General features: G+C 51.5%; 20 protein-coding genes. 10 read left to right on the top strand and 10 right to left on the bottom strand.

All coding sequences use genetic code 11. The annotated features are described in order from the left end of the window. Nucleotides 1–80: 80 nt before the first annotated feature. The 4 genes from B5M13_RS25460 to B5M13_RS25475 form a co-directional block, all read right to left on the bottom strand. Entirely contained in the window at nucleotides 81–782 is a 702-nt protein-coding gene (locus B5M13_RS25460) for an NUDIX hydrolase (RefSeq protein WP_080058351.1), read from the bottom strand. Nucleotides 783–871: 89 nt separating this feature from the next. Beyond that, entirely contained in the window at nucleotides 872–3,790 is a 2,919-nt protein-coding gene (locus tag B5M13_RS25465; RefSeq protein WP_080058352.1) for a glycosyl hydrolase 115 family protein, read from the bottom strand. Between the two features lie 477 nt (nucleotides 3,791–4,267). Next, entirely contained in the window at nucleotides 4,268–6,295 is a 2,028-nt protein-coding gene (locus B5M13_RS25470) for a sensor histidine kinase (protein WP_080058353.1), read from the bottom strand. A 71-nt stretch (nucleotides 6,296–6,366) separates the two neighbouring features. Next, the gene (locus B5M13_RS25475; protein ID WP_080058354.1) at nucleotides 6,367–7,080 is read right to left on the bottom strand and encodes a LytR/AlgR family response regulator transcription factor; all 714 of its coding nucleotides are present in this window, start codon (nucleotides 7,078–7,080) and stop codon (nucleotides 6,367–6,369) included. 166 nt (nucleotides 7,081–7,246) lie between these two features. On the opposite strand from B5M13_RS25475, the gene B5M13_RS25480 reads away from it, so the two are divergent. The 4 genes from B5M13_RS25480 to B5M13_RS25495 are packed head-to-tail and all read left to right on the top strand — an operon-like array spanning nucleotide 7,247 to nucleotide 9,858. Beyond that, nucleotides 7,247–8,128: a hypothetical protein gene (locus tag B5M13_RS25480; protein ID WP_080058355.1), complete on the top strand. Its 882-nt coding sequence runs from the start codon at nucleotides 7,247–7,249 to the stop codon at nucleotides 8,126–8,128. A 25-nt stretch (nucleotides 8,129–8,153) separates the two neighbouring features. Then, complete coding sequence (locus B5M13_RS25485) at nucleotides 8,154–8,762, top strand: cupin domain-containing protein (protein ID WP_080058356.1); 609 nt, start codon at nucleotides 8,154–8,156, stop codon at nucleotides 8,760–8,762. Between the two features lie 14 nt (nucleotides 8,763–8,776). Continuing rightward, entirely contained in the window at nucleotides 8,777–9,388 is a 612-nt protein-coding gene (locus B5M13_RS25490; protein ID WP_080058357.1) for a hypothetical protein, read from the top strand. Continuing rightward, a complete protein-coding gene (locus tag B5M13_RS25495) occupies nucleotides 9,385–9,858 on the top strand; it encodes a hypothetical protein (RefSeq protein WP_080058358.1) in 474 nt (157 codons plus the stop codon). The genes B5M13_RS25490 and B5M13_RS25495 overlap by 4 nt, the downstream gene beginning before the upstream one ends. Before the next feature lie 216 nt (nucleotides 9,859–10,074). Here the strand turns inward: B5M13_RS25495 and B5M13_RS25500 are convergent, their stop codons facing one another. Together B5M13_RS25500 and B5M13_RS25505 are read right to left on the bottom strand one after the other, a co-directional pair. Beyond that, nucleotides 10,075–11,538 carry a sugar ABC transporter ATP-binding protein gene (locus B5M13_RS25500; RefSeq protein WP_080058359.1) on the bottom strand — a complete coding sequence of 488 codons (1,464 nt, stop codon included), beginning with the start codon at nucleotides 11,536–11,538 and terminating at the stop codon, nucleotides 10,075–10,077. A gap of 11 nt (nucleotides 11,539–11,549) precedes the next feature. Further along, nucleotides 11,550–12,596, bottom strand: coding sequence for a Gfo/Idh/MocA family protein (locus tag B5M13_RS25505; protein ID WP_080058360.1), 1,047 nt, complete (start codon nucleotides 12,594–12,596; stop codon nucleotides 11,550–11,552). A gap of 236 nt (nucleotides 12,597–12,832) precedes the next feature. Between B5M13_RS25505 and B5M13_RS25510 the strand changes: the two genes are divergently transcribed. From B5M13_RS25510 to B5M13_RS25535, 6 genes are read left to right on the top strand one after another with little or no spacing between them, the layout of a single operon-like run. Beyond that, nucleotides 12,833–13,873 carry a GntR family transcriptional regulator gene (locus B5M13_RS25510; protein ID WP_080058361.1) on the top strand — a complete coding sequence of 347 codons (1,041 nt, stop codon included), beginning with the start codon at nucleotides 12,833–12,835 and terminating at the stop codon, nucleotides 13,871–13,873. Between the two features lie 3 nt (nucleotides 13,874–13,876). Next, the gene (locus B5M13_RS25515; RefSeq protein WP_080058362.1) at nucleotides 13,877–14,695 is read left to right on the top strand and encodes a sugar phosphate isomerase/epimerase family protein; all 819 of its coding nucleotides are present in this window, start codon (nucleotides 13,877–13,879) and stop codon (nucleotides 14,693–14,695) included. 35 nt (nucleotides 14,696–14,730) lie between these two features. Next, complete coding sequence (locus B5M13_RS25520) at nucleotides 14,731–15,564, top strand: phosphogluconate dehydrogenase C-terminal domain-containing protein (protein WP_080058363.1); 834 nt, start codon at nucleotides 14,731–14,733, stop codon at nucleotides 15,562–15,564. 54 nt (nucleotides 15,565–15,618) lie between these two features. Then, a complete protein-coding gene (locus B5M13_RS25525) occupies nucleotides 15,619–17,007 on the top strand; it encodes a glycoside hydrolase family 140 protein (protein ID WP_080058364.1) in 1,389 nt (462 codons plus the stop codon). A gap of 41 nt (nucleotides 17,008–17,048) precedes the next feature. Further along, the gene (locus tag B5M13_RS25530) at nucleotides 17,049–17,993 is read left to right on the top strand and encodes an ABC transporter permease (RefSeq protein WP_080058365.1); all 945 of its coding nucleotides are present in this window, start codon (nucleotides 17,049–17,051) and stop codon (nucleotides 17,991–17,993) included. After that, a complete protein-coding gene (locus B5M13_RS25535) occupies nucleotides 17,990–19,000 on the top strand; it encodes a substrate-binding domain-containing protein (RefSeq protein ID WP_080058366.1) in 1,011 nt (336 codons plus the stop codon). Before B5M13_RS25530 ends, B5M13_RS25535 begins: the two co-directional genes overlap by 4 nt. 10 nt (nucleotides 19,001–19,010) lie before the next feature. On the opposite strand, the gene B5M13_RS33830 is transcribed toward B5M13_RS25535, so the two are convergent. From B5M13_RS33830 to B5M13_RS25555, 4 genes are all read right to left on the bottom strand, one after another. Then, on the bottom strand, nucleotides 19,011–19,193 hold the full coding sequence (locus B5M13_RS33830) for a hypothetical protein (RefSeq protein WP_080058367.1): 183 nt from the start codon (nucleotides 19,191–19,193) through the stop codon (nucleotides 19,011–19,013). 353 nt (nucleotides 19,194–19,546) lie between these two features. Further along, nucleotides 19,547–19,786 (bottom strand): hypothetical protein, encoded by a 240-nt coding sequence (locus B5M13_RS25545; protein ID WP_080058368.1) that lies wholly within the window; start codon nucleotides 19,784–19,786, stop codon nucleotides 19,547–19,549. Then, the gene (locus B5M13_RS25550; RefSeq protein ID WP_080058369.1) at nucleotides 19,786–20,028 is read right to left on the bottom strand and encodes a PA14 domain-containing protein; all 243 of its coding nucleotides are present in this window, start codon (nucleotides 20,026–20,028) and stop codon (nucleotides 19,786–19,788) included. The genes B5M13_RS25545 and B5M13_RS25550 overlap by 1 nt, the downstream gene beginning before the upstream one ends. 6 nt (nucleotides 20,029–20,034) lie before the next feature. Next, the gene (locus B5M13_RS25555; RefSeq protein ID WP_080058370.1) at nucleotides 20,035–21,405 is read right to left on the bottom strand and encodes a sulfatase; all 1,371 of its coding nucleotides are present in this window, start codon (nucleotides 21,403–21,405) and stop codon (nucleotides 20,035–20,037) included. Nucleotides 21,406–21,419: the final 14 nt, after the last annotated feature.

The raw sequence follows: 21,419 nt of genomic DNA on the forward strand, positions 1-21,419 counted from the left end.
TTGAAACATACAAGCTCGCTAGAAAGAGGCAGAAGACCCGTTGATTTTACTCTATACGCCCGAATGAAAAATGCTGACCATTACAAAATGGTATCCGTATTCGGAATGAAATTCAGGAACGAATTGGTCAATTGACCGTATTTAACCGCATCGACCTGATAATAATACGCTCCCTTTTTGGAAAAGCCCTTCTGCTTCTCATCCAATTTAATGAGCAGTCCCGTTGAGAGGATTTTCCGGCTGAAGTTCCGTTTATCGAAGTCCGTATTGTAAATAGCGTCGTAGAGTTTCTTAAGCTGAGGGATGGTAAATTTTTCGGGCAGGAGTTCAAACCCGATTGGATGCTGGGCTGCTTTATAGCGTAGCCGCTTGAGAGCCAGGTCGACCATATCAGCATGATCGAACAGCAGTGTAGGCAGATCGTAAATCGAAAACCAGCGTGCCTGAAACGCTTCGGACAGGTTCGATTCGTAGTCGGCTACTTTGACCAACGAGAAATAGGCAACGGAAATGGTACGGACGATGGGATCGCGGTACGGATCGCCAAAGGCATGTAGCTGTTCGAGATACACGTTGGTCAGGCCCGTCAGTTCGAACAGAATACGGGCAGCCGCCTGTTCCAGGCTCTCTTCGGGTTGAAGCCAGCCCCCCATCAGCGACCAGGTACTCCCTTCGATGCCCCGCTTTACCAGCAATACCCGGAGACCTTCCCCATCGAAGCCAAAAATAATAGAGTCTAATGCCAGTAAATAAGGGCGCTGCTCTTTGTATTGCTCTACCATCAACAATGTTGTTCGATTCGGGTCGGAAGGTTTTAAACCTGCAAACTACGGAAATTTGGCGGCTTTCTTTAAAAGAAATAGCATGCAGATTAATCTACCTGTCGTTTACGTTTATACTCTTTACCGATCTCAACAGAGGTTTCCTGCGTTCGATAAAAGCTTTCGGGGGGACCGAGATAAGTGGATTTTAAACCACCAACATCTACCACTACCTTTTGAAGCACTACGGCCGGGTCTACCATCCAGAATTTCAGAATGTGTTCACCGCGTTTGGCAAGTGTATGCGACGACATCAGGATACGGATATTATTCGCGACGGATTGCTCCCAAACTTTATTCGTTTCGCCCGCATGCATATCCATCACCTGTGGTTTTTTCTCATCGAATGAGATACCGAACCGTAATCCTTTGTTCTCGTTGACATTAAGCGTTGGCGACAGGTAGGTATATACGCGAACCTGGCCTGTATCGGCGGCATAGATACGGTATTCCAGATGAGGGGTTTGAGCGCTAAGTTCTTCCTGACTGGGCGATGTAACTGGCTCAATCATCATGCCTGCCCCAGTACGACCAATATCCGGCACCGACTCCCAATGAATCGAATCGGCATGAATCGCCTTCGTATAATGAGCCGCTTCCATCGATACGTACCCATCGCTCGCCAGGAAGCCATTCATTTCGGTACGCTTCGGCCAGACAAGGTTCTCTACAACAGCCTCGATTACAATAACCTGACTACCATTGAACCCACTAACGGTAATCGGAATCCGGTGGGTACCAATGGGCACTTTTTTCCAGTCGAGAATACTGACGGCTATCCGTTCCTGGTCCGTTATTCGACTTCCTGAAAGAACTTTCAACCAGGAAACGGGAGTCTCAATGGTACAGGTGAACGGTGTTTTTCCCCGATTGAACACGTCGAAATAAACGGATTGATTCTGGAATGAATTGATAACGGGCAACACCGGCTTTGTCGTTGCTGAAGGCCACCACTCGTCCGACCCTTCAACAGCCACGCCCATTTCGTCTGTCGTTGGATCATCCATTGTTTTTACAGCGGGCATGGTGTTTTTATCGGGCTGCTGCCAGTAGGTATAACCAATGTGCGTTTGATCCATCAGGTGGTGCCATTTGCCGTTGGCCAAAGTATCGTTGTAGTAGCGCGTAATTTGGGCGTCGCGCTCAAATAACTCTTTAGCGCGTAATGCCAGTTGGTTCGTTAGTATTCTCCGCTGCGTGGCATACTGGCGATTTTTGGCGACGGTTACATATAGCTCATTCAGATTGGCACAGGCTCGTACCGGATGCAGCACAAGCTGATAATACGCAGCATGATAGGCCGCTGGCAAGTCGTTGTAAATCTGCTCGGCTTCCCGAAGCAACGCGTTATACTCATTCACAACGGTTTCGGCTTCGCGGTAATGGGTGAGGCTATACGTATCGGGCGAGAGTAATTCAGGCTTTCGGCGACTATTATAGCTGGTATATTTCTGAAGGATGCGCCCAATAGCCCGGGCGTGTTTCGGCCCGAACTGACACTCAGCCCATAACGACGCATACGTATCCAGCCGTTCGGCAGGCCATTGATCGGGTGCCCAGGCGTAGTCCAGAAAAAACTCAATTGGAAATTCCATTGGCTTGATATCGCCGACGTTTACAATCCAGATACGATCGACTCCATGCTCATACGCCAGATGCATCTGTTCCCAGGTACGGGCAATAGGACTGGTATTGAGCCATTTATAGTTCCGGGGACCACCCACATAATCGAAGTGATAATAGATGCCATAGCCGCCCTGCCGGTTGGGCGAACCGACAGCGGGCAGTTTGCGAATGTTTCCCCAGTTATCGTCACAAAGGAGCAGCGTCACATCGTCGGGCACCCGCATGCCTTTGTCGTAGTACTCCTGCACTTCTTTGTACAGGGCCCACAGCTGTGGGGTTTCAGAAGGCTCTTTACGCGTAACATCGCCAATTATTTTACGCTGATCGGAAACGATTCGCTCCAGCAACGCGATGTTACTTTCCCGACTCATGGGTTCATCCCCATCACCCCGCATTCCGACAGAGACAATGCTTTCATTCGTTCCCATCCGCCGGATACCCTCTTTCCAGAATTCACGTAATGCTGCTTCGTTTTTCTGGTAGTTCCAGGGGCCTTTACCATAGCGTCGCCATTCGTCGTGGGCACGCATAAGGGGTTCGTGGTGGGTCGTACCAATCACAACCCCATATTCGTTGGCCAGGTATGGATTCAGGTTATCATCGTCGTAAAAAGCACTCCCCCACATGGCAGGCCAGAGGTAATTACCTTTCAGGCGAAGAATCAGTTCAAACACTTTCTCGTAGAACCGATGGTTGAAGCCACCAAATTTTTCCTTTGCCCAACCCGATAGCGCAGGGGCTTCGTCGTTGATAAAGATACCCCGGTACTTAACGGCGGGGGTTCCCTGGGTATGACGACCCGGCAGTACATACAGTGACGACTGCGGACTCACCGGAACATCGGCCCACCAGTTCCAGGGCGATACGCCGATCTGTGCCGACAGGTCGTAAATACCATAAATGGTTCCGCGCTTATCGCTTCCGGCAATGACCAGTGCCCGATCGACACCCGGTATGGGATTTTCTACGATCTGCGTCAGAAACGTCTCCCATTTGCCGACGATACCAGTCACATCCAGTTTCTTTGCCTGAACCAGTCGGTCAATCAGGGTGCTTTTTCCTATTGTGCCAACCAGAACAATTTCTTTAGTATACAGATCTTTATCCGTCTTCAGAACGGGCAGGCTTTGGGTTACCTGGTTTACATCGGCCTGTAGGTTTTTCAGCGCCCGCACAACACCAGGATACTCGCCCGTACTGGTCATGAGTGGCGTTGCTTTTCCGTTGGCCACCAATGTAAAATGGCCTACTCCGTTCTGATTAGTCACATACACCCTGGTGTCGATAGCCAGCGTAAGTAGAGGAGACAGGCAGGCAATTAAGATGATGTAAAGGATTCGCATAAGAAACCGATCTAAAACATCCCTCCTGCCAACCGACAAGAGGGAGTCTTACGTTAACCTATGATTAAAAACTGGGTACTACTACCTCTCGGTAGCACCTAAAAGCGACTATTCGGCTAGTTATAACGATAGTGCTTCATTTTTGACTATACGATTTACCGACAAGGCCTTAAAGAGTTCTACCCATTTTCGACAATAATGTAGGTCGTGGGGACAATATCTGTCAGCTTCACCCGCTTTTACAGGGAGAATAATGGGCTTGCCATGACGACTCCCAACAGTAAAAGCCATTTGTTCATCAGCACTACGCTGAGCTTCTGTATCGGTCAACATCAGATTGGACCAGTTAAATAACCCGTCCTGGGAAGTGTTGACCGTTTGTCTGATCCTGAAAATAAGTTGTCAGTTTTGGGGTGAGAATTTATGGGGCATCCTTAAATATCAGGCTAAGACATCGTTAGAGCAGCGAGCACTTTTTTACGCAAATACCAGCCGAAATTCGGTACCGCTACCGACTCCCTGTTCCGACTCAACACTGATCTTACAGTTGATTGACCGGGCCAGGTCGCGGATGAGATGGAGGCCCAGTCCGGTTTTGCCGCTGATGGCCACGTCGCTGCTATACAGCGCCTGTAGCTCGGTTTCCGACAGACCAGGACCATTGTCGCGGATAATCAGTACCACCCGTCCCTCCTCGCGCCGGGCCTGCCACTGAATCCGGGCGTCAGGCTGGTTTTGTAGTGCCTTGATGGCGTTGCTGGTCAGATTTTGCAGGATGGTACGCAGGTAATCTTCGTCGGTAGCTACCTGCAAACCGTCAGACGTCTCGAAACTGAGCGGCACCTGCGTTACGCCCGCGAAGAACCGTTGCAGGTAATCGAACAGCGTCTCGACCGGCACCATTCTGACGGTGGGTTTGAACTGCTGCATCTGGCTTTTGCTCCACAATAACATCGACTCCATCGTGTCGAGTAATCCCTCGGCGGCTTCGGTAATTTTTTGCTCGTGACGGGTGGCCAGCTCGGGGGTGAGCAGGTCGGGGCTGGTGCGTTGCAGGTGCAGAAAGTTAATCAGGTTGGCAATGGGGCTCCGCAGATCGTGGCTCAGGATCGCAAAAAAACGGGTCTTCACCTGGTTGGCTTCGTCAAGTTCCTGATTCAGATGCAGCAAGGTGGTGTTGGTCCGTTTCCGGGTCCGGCTCTGCCAATATAATAACCCCCCGATGATCAGCAGTAAGCCCACGCAGGCCAGTAGGGCCAGTTGCTGCCGTTTCTGCCCGTCAATCGTCAACTGATTGATCTGAAGCTGTTTGTCCCGCAATTCAACTTCCCGCTTCCCTTCCAGCCCGGCAATTTTGTTTTTGGCCTCCTGCGAATACAGCGAATCCTGTACCGCCTGATACGCCCGGAAGTTTTTGTAAGCCCCTTCGTAATTCCCCGTCATCGCCTGCAATTCGGCCAGGTTCCCCCGAAAATGTGCTTGATCACCAACTTCGCCTTTGTCGGCGCTGAGCCGGATGGCTTCGGTCAGGTACTGTTCGGCCAATCGCAGGCGGGCAGACCGGCTGGTCGGCTGGACTGGGCTTTTTTGCAGCGTATCACTACGGACCAGATCCAGATAGGCGATCCCGAGGTTGGCCAGATTGCGGACGGCATCCAGATGATGCGGATTCATGTCGTCCCACAACTGTTTGGCTTTGCGTGCGTACGCAATTTTCTGGCGATAATCCTGCTCCATCGCTACCGAGAGATTCCCGTAGGTTTTCGCCAATCCGTCAGTATTATCGACCTGTTGATGCATAGCCAGCGCCCGAAACCCGTATTGGCGAGCCTGGGGCCAATTTTTCATCTGGGTGTAGAGGGCGGCCATGCTGGTCAGGGAAGCGGCCAGTTCGCGCCGGGCGTTGATGTCGGGGTTACGCTGGCGTTGCCGGAGGGCCAGCGCCCGTTGCCCAAACTGAAGCGCTTTGGGGAAATTTTTCTGAATACGATAGATTTCCGAAATATTATCCAGACAAAGGCTGATCAAATAAGGGTCATCGGTGGCTTCGGCGTAAGTCAGTCCCTCGAAATAGTAGCGCGTAGCAGCCGGGTAATTCGACCGAATGTTCTGTTCGGCTACTCCCAGGTTGTTGGTCGTGCCCGACAGATTCCAAGTGTCGTTTAGTTGTTTGTAAATCGCGATGGCTTTCAGCAGGTAATACCGGCAGGAGTCGTAGTTGCCTTTTTCGCTATAGGCCCGCCCTATGTATGTATTGAACACACCGATCCCTCGGGGCCAGTTCATGCTGGTGGTATGCTGCAACCCCAACCGGCTGTACTTCAACGCCTGATCGACGCTGATAAAAAACGATTCATCGGCAATCACCCGATACAGCCGGCCTTTCACCGTGTCGTTAGCTGCTCTAGGTAGTTCGGCTACCAGCGAATCGATGAGCGCGCGACCTTGCTTCTGGGCCTGGGCCGGTAGCGAAAACAGGAGGAGAATGACTAAAACACGGTTCATTTTTTTTCGACAGAATTTACAGGATTAACAGCCGAGTCGCCGGGCGGATGTAATCGGATAAAAAAAACTTGTTAATCATGTAAACCCTGTCGAAATACAGTCCGGTAACTCCGGCCGACCGGCAACGTAAACTGGCGAACGTGAACCTGTTGGGCGTCGATCCGGTCGATGTAGTGCCGCTGTACGGCATAGCTGCGATGGATTCGCAGAAACGATTGAAACGGCTGGCTCTGTAATAGATTTCCGATGGACGACAGCACCGTATAAGGCTGGGTCGTCGTCACAATCCGCGTATAATCCTTCAACCCTTCCAGATAAATTACCTCGTGCAGATTGAGTTTGATCTGCCGATGCCCATCCTTGATAAAAATCGTGTCGGCTCCCAAACTCAGGTCAAACAGCTGGGCCTTTCGTTTCAGCTCGAAAAATTGCTCAATTCGGCTCATGGTGTGGCTGAACCGGTCGGCCCGGATGGGTTTCAGCAGGTAGTCGAACGCATCGACCGCAAAACTATCGGCGGCATAATCGGGATAGGCGGTGATAAAGACACAGATCGGCACCTGCATCAGTTGCGCCCGCAGTTCCAGCCCACTCAGGCCCGGCATATCCACGTCGAGCAGCAACACAACAACGGGCCGATCCTGCAAACAAACCAACGCGTCGGTGGCGGATTCGAACACCCCCACGACGTCGAGGGTCGGATACTGCCGGGCATGGGCCAGCGCCGTCAGCCGATCAATCTCGTTGTCATCGACAATTATACAGGGAAACGGGGGTTGCAGCATGTCCAGACGGTCAGTTGACCCAAATGTAGGAGCTTTTGTAGCAACAAGTCAACTACTCGCTCAAAGCAACGGGTCGTTGGTCGAGTCAAACCGTCGTTAGTCGATTTGGGATTGTGTAAGCCCATCCGCCCGCGCACTTTTGACTTATCAACGCTGACACTGCATCATGAAAAAACTTCTGTTTTTGCTCCTGCTGGCGGGTTGTGCGCCCGGCGTGGATTCGCCCGGCGTGGATTCGCCCGGTAGCCCACAACCCGACCCGACAACACTCACTAATCCGTCCACATCTACGCTCGGAAACGGTCAGCCGGGGGTGGTGGGGCTGGCGGGTGTTGACGCCTGGGACAAACTGGCGGGTACCGAAAAGGCACGGATTAAAAACTGGAATACGCTGTTTCTGCACCAGTCGGTCGGGCAGGATCTGGAGGAAGGCGCTAAAGCCAATGGCGTGCTGTTCGAGTATTTTGGCCCGAAAGACGTAGTGGATAAAGGCGCCGAGGGCAAAGGATTACGGGGTGGGATTTTTGTCGATGTGGGCAGAATTTCGAATGGCAATCCTTCCGAAAAAATGCGGGTCTTCAAGGAGGCCGCGCTACAGAGCAAAGCCACCCTCAAAATCGCCATTTTCAAATTTGGTTACGCCGATATTCTGGATACCAACCGCGAATCGGTCAAGACGGCTTACAAAACGTTCGTGGAGGAGCTACGCCAGCAGATTCCGGGCCTTCGGTTTGTCCACGTAACGCCCCCACTCGTCTACGCCACCACCGCCGACGAAGGCAATGCAGCCAAAGCCAACGTGGGCCAGTGGATGCGCGATACGTTCAAAAGCACCGATGTGATCTTCGATCTGCAAGCCATCGAAACCAACGACGGAGCCTGTCAGCAAGCCAACGTACCGCGCATTTGTCCCGACAACCGGGCCAGCATCACCGACCCATCGGAAGTGAACGGCGTCGACAGCGACGGACAGGGCCATCTGGGCAAAAAGGCCAGCCAGCGTATTAGCAAAGCCTTTTTATACGCCATTTATCAGGCGGGGAAATAACGTATAAACACAACAACCAGAAACTATGGAACGCCGTGATTTTCTACTAACATCCGCCCTGACGGGCTTACTATCGACTATGAACCCAATCCAGGCCGAAGCCACCAACTCTGATCCGTTGAAGCCCTTTTACCTGCCGCCGTTACCGCAGTTGGAACCCGGTCCGCGTGGACTAAACATCCGAACCCGCGTTCGGCAGAACCAGACAAATGGGCAATTTTCCTGCGTGGAATTTGCCATAGCCGCCAGAAAGATGGGACCGGCTCCGCACCTCCACAAGGAGCTCGATGAACTGATGTACGTCGTGGACGGAACTATCACGGTGCTGGTCGGCGAAACGGAATACCATATACAGGCGGGTGGCTGGCACCTGCGGCCACGGGGCATTGTCCACACGTTCTGGAACGCCACCGACAAGCCTGCCGTTGGGATCGACTGCTATTTTCAGCAACCCTTCGAGGAGTATCTGGAAGCTTCCAGCCACACGATTCCTGAGTATGCCCGAACCCACGGCCTGTCGATGGACGCGCCCGAAATTCAGGCAAAATACAAAGCCCTGCACCAGCAGTTCGGCATGGTTGGATTTCCCGAAAAACGCCAACCGATTATCGACAAATATGGCTTGATTGCGTAAAAAACTTTTTCGCCATGTCAAGAGGGATCCGTCTTCTACTGGTTGTTATTGCCCTGATCGCCCTAAGCTGGGCGGTTTACGAATGCAAGTATTACTACAGCTATTACACCGATCTGACCGCCCGCCCGTGGGCCTACAACCGCGACGAAAACGCCCCCTTGCTGGTGGGGACGTGGCAGGGCGAATTTCGCGATCCCGACAACGTAGCCAAAACGATCCGGCTCACGATTGAGCCGCCCGTCTCGGAGGAGGAACGGTCCCGGAAAGCGGCCCGCCGAACCCGCAAACGGAGTAGTTTTTCCCGAACCGACAAGAAATGGTTCGGCGGAGAAGCCAATATAACCAGCGTCCGGGGTAAGGAGGAGTACAGCCTCAGCGGCCACGTACGCACCGACGACGGGCATCAGCTCGGATCGGTTCGGTTTTCAACCGAAGACGGTATCGGCCCAATCCGCAGCAATTTCAACCTGCAATCTGCCAGCGACGGCGGAACGTGGCAGGGTGACGAGTTAACGCTCACGATTGGATTTACCTACATCACCCAAACGGGGGCGAGCCACTGGAGCAGCGCTGACCCGCGCTACGACAAAAAAGTAACGATTCATTTTTCGCGCATCAAACCATGAAAAAACTACTGACTTTTAGCCTCTTACTGGCCGTCTTACTGGGCAATTCGGGCGCGGGTTGCAGCAGTACCAAAAGCGACGATCCACAGCCGCAGGACGTAAAACTGCTGGTGGGTGGCCTCTGGGAAATCACCAGAACCTACACTGTTACTCCGAGCGACAAGGTTACGCTGCAAATGAAAAAAGGCGCGCTGGGCCTGAAATTTTACGCCGACGGAAAGTTGGAAACCTGCTCGTTTGGAACCTGTAAGACCATGGGCCGCTGGTCGTTTTTGCTGCAAAGCCAGGGGGCGGGTACCGGCACGCTCACGGTCTATGTCGACAACCCAGATACTCAGACCGTCTACGGAAAAGAACTGGAGGGATCCCTCGACATTTCCACCGACAATCTAATTCGCTGGATCATCAAAGGAAATCCGATAGGGAATACGGACGCCACCGAGATGCAATGGACCATGGAGCGGTCTTAAGATTAATCACTATTTTTTGACCCAAAAACTGACAACTTATTTTCAGGATCGGACATGTTATGCTAAGACCGTTTACTATTCAATAAAGCGCTTTTCAATGATGAATTCGTTAACGCCAGATGAATCGGTTATCTTGTACAGCTATTTTCATGAAATGTACAAAACGCTTGTTTATCGGCTTATAACGATTATCCTTATTTAAGAAGCCATCAATCGTCATTGTGTGGCCAACATCATGATTTGTTCTTCAGTCGCTTCTTCACGGCTCAGTTCGCCCGTAAGCTGGCCGTCACGAATCACCAGAATACGGTCGGCGAGGGCCAGTAGTTCAGGAAGTTCACTCGAAATAAGCAGCATGCCCTTGCCCTGAGCCGCCAGGCCCCGGAGAATAGCGTAAATTTCTGCTTTGCCCCCTACGTCGATGCCATGCGTTGGTTCATCAACAATCAGTACGTCGGGGTTGACCAGCAACCAGCGAGCCAGCATTGTTTTTTGTTGGTTCCCGCCACTCAGATTACCCGCTATCTCCCGGACAGAAGGCGTTCGGATGCCTAGTTGCTGACGAAATGATTCGGCTAAAGACCTTACCCGATTCCGATTATACCAGGGCCCTGATGCTGGCGACTGGGCCGCAACTATATTCTGAGCAACAGACTGTTCTATGAATAAGCCCAGTCGTTTACGTTCTTCGGGCAGGTAGCCAATCCCATACCGGACGGCATCAGCCGGGTGCGCAATAGTCACTACCTCCCCATGAAGCTGGACGGTACCTGAATCGTGTTTGTCGATCCCAAAAATAGCCCGCGCAATTTCCGTTCGCCCGGCCCCTACCAGGCCTGCCATACCCAGAATTTCACCCTTATGGAGCTGAAAACTGATCTGTTCAAACCGCTCACCCGACAGGTTTTGAATCTGAAGCAACACCTCATCCGTGGCGGATGACGAACTTTTCTCCGCCATTAAACGCCGACCAACCATTCGGCTAATAAGCGCATCGGGCGTGGTGCTGGTCATTTGGTCTGTTCCCTGGTAGCGTCCATCTTTCAGCACCGAAACCCGGTCGGCCAGTTCGAATAGTTCGGGGAGTCGATGCGAGATATAGACGATGGCTTTACCCTCTGTTCGTAACTGCCGTAGTAACGCAAATAAGGTGGCCGTTTCTCGGTGTGTAAGGGAGGCCGTTGGTTCATCCAGTAGTAAGATTGCCGGATTTTGCGACAAGGCCTTGGCAATTTCAACCATCTGCTTCTGCCCCGGCGACAGTTCACTCACCAACTCCTGCGGCCGGATATCGGGTAAGGCAAGTTCATTCAGTAAAGCCTGCGTATGGGCGTGTAAGGTTTTATACTGGATTAAACCAAAGCGGTTTTTGGGCTGGCGATTTGCATATATATTTTCCGCGACGGTCAGACTATCGACCAGACTCAGTTGCTGGTAAACGATAGCAATGCCCAATGCAGTTGCATGGGCCGGGTTCTCGATCTCAACCGCCTGTCCGTTCAGCAGAATCTGACCTGAATCGGGATGCAGGTTCCCTGTCAGTATATTCATTAACGTGCTTTTACCAGCCCCATTTTCACCACAGAGGGCATGAATTTCGCCCGAATCAACGGATAGTGATACGTTATCAAGCGCCATTACGCCGGGGAATTGTTTGGTTATGTTGAGTAGCTGAAGCATACGCGGTTGGATCAATTTGTCAGGTTAACAACTTCATTCCGCCGGGCCGAATCATAGGCGGCATAGACCAGCCGGATCGTCTCGAAATTATCGGAACCTGTGGTTTCGGCAGGGCCAGTAAGGGACCGATTTTGCAGCTGTAAATCAGCAAGTAAGTTTTGATTACAGGCAACGATAGATGAATGAACGAGCGCATACGCCGGATCGGCCCACGCATAGTTGGAGGGTGGCACCGTGGTGGTTGTCGTTCCGGCAGCGGTTGTCGTTTTGAGCACATAGTCGTTGGTCAGCACCAGCGAACCGGCTGATCCTTCAATGCTGACGAGCGTTTGCGGAAAGGCTTCTTTTTCCAGAATAGAAGCATATGACATCTCCACGTAGCAGCTCAGGCCACTCTTCATACGGAGCAACACGTTGGCTACATCTTCTCCTTTAATGTGGGGATTTATGCGTGCCGTCTGGCAATAAATCGACTGTGCTTCGCCGAACAGAAATCGGGTAATATCCAGAATGTGTGACCCAATATCGGTTAGAATAAACTGCTCCAGCTCGGCCAGAAAAGGTTGATTATCGAAAACCGGGAAGGCCGAGCAGAAACTGACCCTTGCTTTAAACGCCCTACCAATCACGCCTGACTCCAGTACTGTTTTAACGGCTCGAATAGGCGTTTGCCAGCGAAAATTTTCGTGAATATATAGTCGGGTTCCCGCTTTTTGGCAGATTTCCAGCATCTGTCTGGCCTCATGGAGGCTTGGTCCCATGGGTTTCTGACAAATCACATCCAGTCCCCGTTCGGCTGCTTTCCTGGTGAAATGCAGATGTGTATCCACATCCGTGATGATATCTACGAAGTCGAGTTCGTGTGCATGATGGTCCAGCAGTTCATCAATCGAATCGTACACATTTGGGACGTTGAACTGCCGGGCAAACGCATCGGCTCTGGCTCTGGTACGGTTATAGAGTGCAATCAGTTCAACTCCGCCAACGGTAAACCAGGCAGGAATCTGATAGTTAGCCCAAAATCCTGTTCCAATTACAGCAAATTTTAACGACTTCATTCCGTGTAACGTTTTTCTACGACGTATAATTTGTAGAGCTGCGAGCCGTAGTAACTGCTAATAGCGGACTGCTCTACGGCAACTATTTTTACTTTTTAAACGATTTTGTTTGACTATTTCAAAAAGGCAGTACATTTGTCTCACTGTACTCTACTCTACTGTACTGCTTAAACTGTGGAGCAAATGTAGTTTCTTTTGCCTTATTCACAAGAAAATCTAAAAAAGTAGCACATCATATGCCAGATAGCCTTGTCGATCTGCCAACAGCCCAGCCTAATGCGGCCCAGCCTGATGCGGCTCAACCAAAATATCAGCAGTTAATTGAAACTATCCTGGTGGGTATTGAACAGGGAACACTGGAACTGGGTCAGCAACTACCCTCCATCAATGAGTGGGCCAGTAATCAGGGGGTAGCGAAAGTGACTGTAGCGAAAGCTTATGAAGACCTTCGGCAACGGGGCGTTGTACGGTCGCAGCATGGTAAAGGATTTTACGTAGCCAGCACCAACGTACGAACATCGCTGAATGTGCTGATGATTTTCGATACACTCAATGCCTATAAGGAAACCCTGTACGATGAATTGAAGGCGGCTTTACCAGCCGATGCCAGCCTGAGTGTATTCTTTCATCACTACAACCCCAGCGTGTTTGAATCACTGATCCGGAACAACCTCGGCCGATACAACGCCTACGTAGTCATGCCCCATTTCGATAACGATGTAACGGATACTGTAGCGCTGATTCCGGCCGATAAACTGCTACTGCTGGATCAGCTATTGCCCAATCTGCCAGGCGATTATTCCGCAGTTTATCAGGATTTCGAACAGGATATTTATCAGGCGCTGACTGCTGCGTTTGAACAACTGAAACTATACAGCAGCCTGACCCTGGTGCAGTCGAAAGACCGGTTTCAATATATTCCGGCGGCTACGCTGGCGGGTTTCCAGCAATTTGGTCAGGATCATAACTTCCCCTGCCATATTGTCGACTCCTATTCGGATGCGTTAGTACGGGCAGGAGAGGCTTTTCTCTTCTTTGCCGACCGGGATCTGGTTTCCTTCCTGAAACAGGTTGACCGCCTGGGCCTCAGGCTGGGTCAGGAAGTGGGACTATTATCGTACGACGATACGCCGATGAAAGAAATTCTGGCTGGAGGAATAAGCGTTATCTCAACCGATTTTGCCCAGATGGGTCAAACAGCGGGTCGATTGCTGACCAGCCGCCAGCGCGAGAAAATTGCCAACCCCGGCGGATTAATCCGGCGAAACTCCCTGTAGGTCATGCAACTTGGAATCGGGACATATACGTTTGGCTGGGCGGTAGGAACACCCGGCAATCGCCCAGATCACCCGCTCGACGAACTGGGCCTGTTGAACCGCGCAACCGCGTTGGGGTTCAGCCTGGTTCAAATTGGCGACAATTTACCCCTGCATACGCTGTCTACTGAACAATTATGTGCCTTTGAGCAACAAGCCCAACAACAGGGCATCCGGCTGGAAGTTGGCGCACGCGGGCTAACAGAAACCAATCTTGATCAGTATATCAACTTGGCTGCAGGCCTGAAAAGCCGGTTGCTCCGCTTCGTGATTGATTCATCTGCTTACGAGCCAACCCTCGATACGGTCATTGGCATTCTGAAAAACGCGGTGCCCAGCCTGAAGAAGGCAAAAATTACACTGGGTCTGGAAAATCATGATCGATTATTGGCCCGCGAGTTTGCTCATATTGTTGAACAGGTTGGGAGTGAACACCTCGGTATCTGTCTGGATTCTGTCAACTCAATGGGCGCGGGAGAAGGACTGGCTGAGGTCGTACAAACATTAGCGCCGTACACGGTCAATCTGCACCTGAAGGATTTTGGTATCCGGCGATTATCCCATTTGATGGGTTTTCAGATTGATGGACGACCCGCCGGGCAGGGTCTATTGAACATACCATGGCTGGTAGAGCAGGTAGCCACTCGCAGCCGCTGCCAGACCGCCATTTTAGAGCAGTGGGTAGTGCCTGAGTCAACGCTGCCAGCCAGTATCGATAAAGAGGAAAACTGGGTAACCGATAGCATAAATTACCTCATAAACAGCAACTTATTTACTAGATAAAGTACCCGTTCATTTTTTCAACGTATCTAAATAAAATGACCAAAATTGCTTTAGTGGGCGCGGGCGGCAAGATGGGCTGCCGACTAACTGACAACTTTTTGAAACTGGCTACGTATGCGGTTTCCTACCTGGAAATAGCACCACAGGGTATTGAAAACCTTCGGCAGCGGGGCGTATCCGTTAGTGAACACAGTGCCGCCATTGCCGATGCTGATGTTGTTATTCTGGCCTTGCCCGATGTGGCCATTGGCAAGCTTTCAGAGCAGATTATTCCGCAAATGAAGTCCGGCGCACTCGTGCTGACACTGGACCCGGCAGCCCCGCTGGATGGGGTAATTGCCCACCGCGACGATCTGGGTTATGTGATCGCGCATCCCTGTCACCCGTCGGTGTTCAACTGGGAGCCAACCGAAGCAGCTTTCCGGGATTTTTACGGCGGCATCTCCGCAAAGCAATCCATCGTGGTGGCACTTATGCATGGCACAGAAGCGCATTATACGCTGGGCGAACAGGTGGCGCAGGACATGTATGGACCGATTAAGGATACCCATCGAATTACGCTGGAACAAATGGCCATTCTGGAACCGGCTATGGTGGAAACGCTCGCCCAGACCTGCATGGAAGTCGTGAAAGAAGGCTTCGACCGAATTGTAACCCTCGGCGTTCCTGAAGCTGCCGCCCGCGACTTTGTGCTGGGTCATCTGCGCATTCAGATTGCGGTGCTGTTCAGGGAGGTCAATGGGACGTTTTCCGATGCAGCGTATAAGATCTCGAAACGTGCCAAACCCATTCTGTTTCGTGAAGGCTGGGAACGCATTTTTGACATGAACGACATCCGCGAACAGGTCAAGGATATTACAGCCCGCTAGTATGAAGTCGGTTTATCGGCGTTTAACGACCCTATTCTCTTTCGTTACTAAACCATGAAACAGTCTATTTTTCTACTCTTGTTTGTTGTAATACAGGGTCTGGTTATGGCCCAGAAGCCCTTCACTGGTGGGCGGCTGAAGGTGTCTGACAACAAACGTTATCTGGTCCACCAGAACGGCACTCCTTTTTTCTGGATGGGCGATACGGCCTGGGAGCTCTTTCATCGACTAAACCGCGAAGAAGCGGATCAGTATCTCAGGCACCGCGCCGAACAGGGATTTACAGTAATTCAGGCGGTGGCGCTGGCCGAGTTCGATGGGCTCAAAGAACAAAACCCCTACGGTGAAGTACCCCTTCAGGATAATGACCCCACCAAACCCAACGAAGCCTATTTCAAACACGTCGATTACATCATCGACAAAGCGGCCGAGTATGGTCTGGTGATCGCATTTCTACCCACTTGGGGCGATAAAGTTTTCAAGGACAAATGGGGCAACGGACCGGAGATTTTCAACCCCACGAATGCCAGAACGTATGGCCAATACCTGGGAAATCGCTACAAAAACCGCGAAAATATCGTCTGGGTGCTGGGTGGCGACCGGCAACCCCGCGATGGTTCATCGGATGTAGAAATCTGGCGGGCCATGGCCGCCGGGATTCAGCAGGGCGTTGGCGGTACGGCAAAGCCGCTTATGACCTATCATCCACAGCCCAACGGCCTGGCTGGAGGAGCATCGAAATGGTTTCATAAAGATGACTGGTTCAGTTTTAATATGCACCAGAACGGCCACTGCCGCAATACAGCTATGTACGATAACATCACCATATCCTACAACCTCCAGCCAACCAAGCCAACGATGGATGCCGAACCGATCTACGAAGATCATCCGGTTTGTTTTAATGTTAAAGACCTCGGTACGTCCAATGCCTATGATGTGCGTTTGTACGCTTATCTGGATCTGTTCGCAGGGGCACATGGACATACCTACGGCTGCCACGACATCTGGCAAATGTATAGCGCCAAACGACCGGCGGTCAATGGCCCACACATCTACTGGCAGGAAGCTATGGACCTGCCCGGTGCCAATCAGATGAAACATGTTCGAAAATTGATGACGTCCCGGCCACTTCTTGACCGTGTGCCCGACCAGTCGCTCATTGTCGAAAACAACCTGAGTCCGGCAGAACGTATTCAGGCCACTCGAGGTGCCGACTACGCCTTTGTGTATACAGCCGTTGGTAAGCCATTCACGGTGAACCCCGCCAAGATTTCCGGCAAAAGCATTACCGCCACCTGGTTTGATCCCCGAACGGGGAAAACGCAGTCGGCAGGTACGTTCGATAATCAGAAGCCATTTCAATTCAAGCCGCCCACGCAGGGTTACGGACAGGATTGGGTACTGGTGCTGGACGATGCCGCCAAAAATCACGCTGCTCTTTAACTAAGTCGAGCGTTTACTAACCAACATTTATAGCTAACAGGATGCGCATACTTCTTCAGGAACGAATCTATTCGCTGACATTAACGATTTTGCTGGTGGGCGTTGGCGCGACAATAGCTTTTCCGCAGACGTTTCCAACCATGGGAAACTGGAGTCAGCTCCTGCTGAATCTGAGTAACGATACCATTGTGGCCATCGGGATGATGCTGCTGTTAGTATCCGGGGCTTTTGATTTATCAGTTGGCTCGGTCGTTGCGTTTTCGGGTGGAGTGGCCGCGTATGGTATGATGGCATTGAACCTGCCCATACCCCTGGCACTGCTCACAGCACTGGCCTGCGCCGGGGTTATCGGGCTTGCGAATGGTTATCTGATTGCTTATCAAGGCATAAATCCCATGATTCAGACGCTGGCCACCATGGGTATCGTTCGGGGTGGAGCGCTCCTAATGGGTGGCTCCGGTATTCAGAATCTACCCTACTGGTTTAATGCCATCAGTCAATCCCGCCTGCTGGGGGTACAGATGCCCGTATGGTACATGTTGATGCTGGTGGGTACGTTTGCTTTCCTGATGAATAAAACGATATTTTTTCGGCGCTACTACTACATTGGCGGCAACGAACGAGCAGCAGAACTGTCGGGAATCCGCGTTAAAAAGATGAAGCTCTGGGGCTTTGTCATGACCTCTTTACTGGCTGGAGCAGCTGGTATTTTGCTAGCCTCCCGACTCGGCACCGCCTTGCCCACCGCAGGCCGCGGCCTGGAACTCAGGGTGATTACGGCCGTCATTCTGGGGGGGGCCAGTTTGTCGGGTGGGCACGGCAAAATTCCCGGCGCGTTGCTTGGTGCGGTATTCATGGGGCTGGTCAGCAATGTAATGGTACTCGCCCGGGTGTCGGGCTACTGGCAGGAAATCATTCTCGGTCTGATTTTAATTACCGCCGTCTGGACCGATAAAGCCCTACAAAAACGGGTGACTCTATCATGAAAAAACTACTGTTATTCAGCCTCCTGGGCGTGGCTTCCTGTGAGCTGCCTCCCCGTCAGGGTTCGACTGCCGGAGTAGCAAACACCTTTACCGAAACAACCCCGCCAGGCGCTACGGAAGAGTACGTCATGGTGACAACTGCCGTGTCGATGCCCATGTACGTTAACCATGATCAGGCTACGTTCCTCCGTTGGGGCCGTGCGCACAAGGTGAAGGTATCCATTCTGGGGCCTGCCGATTGGGACGTTCCGGCACAGATTAACACGATTGAGGAGGTGATTGGCACCCGTCCGGCGGGTTTACTTATCAACGGCACCGATCCGGCCATTGGGCCGGTTCTTAACAAGGCAGTGGCGGCAGGCATACCCACGGTGGTGTACGATTCGGATATACCGAACTCAAAACGCCATGCCTTCCTGGGCACCGACTGGTATGAGATCGGTAAGATGCAGGGCAACGAGATGGTGCGGTTATTGGGCGGGAAAGGCAAAATCGCCTACATGGGTATTCTGGGCCTCACCAACATGGAAGCGGGCTTTCGGGGGCTACTGGATGTGGTAAAGAACTACCCCGGCATCGAAATCGTCGGAAAATTTGACGATAAGGCCAACGTGGAAGATGCTGCCCGGATCACTTCCGATCTGCTGGCAGCCCACCCCGACCTGGCCGGGTTGTGTGGCTTCGACTCCAACTCAGGACCAGGCATGGGGTTGGCCGTGAAAGAAGCCGGACGCGTCGGAAAGGTGAAAATCACTACGGTCGACTGGGAGCCGGAGCACCTTCAACTCGTTCAGGAAGGGGTTATCCAAATGCTGGCGGGTCAAAAACGAGAATTGTTTACCTGGTATGGGGCTCAGTTCCTGTATGATATGGTTCATCAAACCAACCGGCTTTCGGCTCATGATGAGCAAGCTGGCATCACCAATATCCCTACCGCAGTGAATACGGGATTACTACGTATCACGAAAAAAAATGTGAATGAATTTATCAGCCGTTCGGCCAACTAGTTTTTCTTGCTTACTGGGCCAAACCAAGGGTATTGAAATCAATATCCAGCAATTGCCGAATACTGCTAACTACCAGTTGATTTCTCACCCATGATCCATCCAGTTTCATGGTTACCTGGCGGAGAAGCGTCTGTGCCTGCAACTGGCAATTAATAGTCACGACTAGTAACCTGAGACGAACGCAGGAATTCATGAATAGTCAAGAGGATAGGCGTTTACAAATACGGGTTAAGACCCTATTCGCCAAATAAGTAAAGCCCCTACGATTATGCGATTCCAATCCGTTCAGATGTTTGGTCCTACAAAGAAGTCATGAACGCCTTAACTGATTGTTCAGCTAACAGTATATACCCAGTGTCCTTATTTAGTTTTAACTACGTCGGCTCGGTACAACGTGCTGTGTTCGTTAATGACTTCATTGGTGCAAGCACCACTGTGCTTGCCAGGACGAGCCAATATTAAAATCGTTCAAGAACAGGTATGGGAGTGTGCAATATTCGCCGATAATGCATTGATAATAAGGCAATTATTACATCTCTGTATCATTCAAATTGTCCGCGAAAACGCCCGAATAAAATCAGGGCATAACACCCCTCGTATTATCTCCAGGCAATATCGGCGGTTAATTTTCAGGCACATGAAATAATGCTGAAGCTGGTGCTCGGCGATGCCTTCTGTCTGCCACTTCCACTCAAGAATGGGCTTTCCCTCGCCCGTATAATGATAATAAATTCGGAAGGGATGGTAACCTGCTTTTAAGTTGACCACTGCCGAAATGGGAAGCATCAATTTAGGCTGATCGGGATAGAGCTGCGGTCTAAAACCAGCGCTTCGTGTAGCCGCAAAACATAGCTACCGTTTCCATACATACTGAACTGGTACATGCCATCCTTGGGTATTTTTAGATAACCTTCCAGGTAAACCATACCTGGCTGAATTCCTGTTTTGGTCAGGTCGGTATTCGGTTTGATACCCGATTGCGTGGTTGGACAACTGCTAAGATCTGCTACCCAGGGGAATGCGCCCATAACGCTTTATTTAGCTTTTCGCACCGGCATGGATGCGCCGACTTCCTGCCGCCAGTTACGGAGCAATTTGGCTAATTCAGCGGTTTTAGCCGTATTATTCTGGCTTAGGTCATGCGATTCACTAAGGTCGTTACGTAGGTTGAACAGCTCGCGCTGACCCGTTTCGTAGCTCTCCACCAGTTTCCAGTCGCCCAGACGAACGGCTCCGGCCGGTCGTCCCAACTGATTGCTGAAATGCGGATAATGCCAGAAAATAGCGCCCCGATTAAGTGAGTCGGTTGGGTTTGTCAATAACGTCCGAAAACTTCGGCCGTCGGGTGTTTCCTGAGTCGGTATGGGGTGGCCAATCAGGTCCAGCAGTGTGGGAGTAAAATCGGTATTGATAACGTAACTGGTTGCTGTCTGGTTCTGCGGAATCGTACCCGGCCAGCTCACCACCAGCGGCACCCGAATTCCACCTTCGTAGACATGGCCTTTCCATTTCCGAAGCGGAGCCAGATTGGTTGGCGTTGGACCCAGTTCGGGCAATCCTACGCCCCCATTATCGGATGTAAAAATGACGAGGGTGTTTTTAGTTAGTCCCAACTCGTTCAATTTCGCCACGATCCGCCCTACGCCGTCGTCGAGACTTTCGAGCATGGCTGCGTAGTACGGATTGTAGTCTTCGCCCCACTTATTGTAATTCATCAGGTATTTATTCAGCTTGTCGGCACGGGGTATAATCATAACATGGGGAGCCGAATAGGGCACATACAGGAAAAAGGGCTTCTGGCGGTCGGCCTGCTGAATAAAGTCAACGGCGTAGTCGGTCAGTTTATCGGTCAGATACGCCTGACCGTTGTCACGGAATTCGGTTTTATAGCTATCCTCATAAATACCATACTTGTAATAATCCAGCCCATTACGACCAATAACCCGGGTATAGCCAAATCCCTGCGACCAGGGGGCCAGTGAATCAGCGCCCCCCAGATGCCACTTCCCGACCATTCCCGTCTGATACCCCAGTGTGCGTAAGCGCTCAGCGAGCGTTACTTCTGAACTGGGCAGGTATTGCCGCCAGGGAGCCGGATCGACAGGCGAAAGGGAATCGGTTCGTAGACCACCCAGAAAATTGGTCAATTGAAGGCGGGCCGGGTGCTTGCCTGTCAGTATAGCAGCCCGACTGGGTGAACAAACCGGACTAGCGGCATAGGCTTGTGTGAACCGAATGCCTTTCCGCGCCAGCGAGTCAATAAACGGCGTTTGGTGGCGTTTATGACCATAGCAGCTCAGATCGGTATAACCCAGATCGTCGGCTACAATCAGGACGATATTCGGTCGGGGTGACTGAGCCATTATCCCCATAGGTAGTAGTAGCAGGAAAAGGAGTTGCTTCATAACAGCTTACTGTC

The organism is Spirosoma aerolatum (assembly GCF_002056795.1).
GTDB lineage: Bacteria > Bacteroidota > Bacteroidia > Cytophagales > Spirosomataceae > Spirosoma > Spirosoma aerolatum.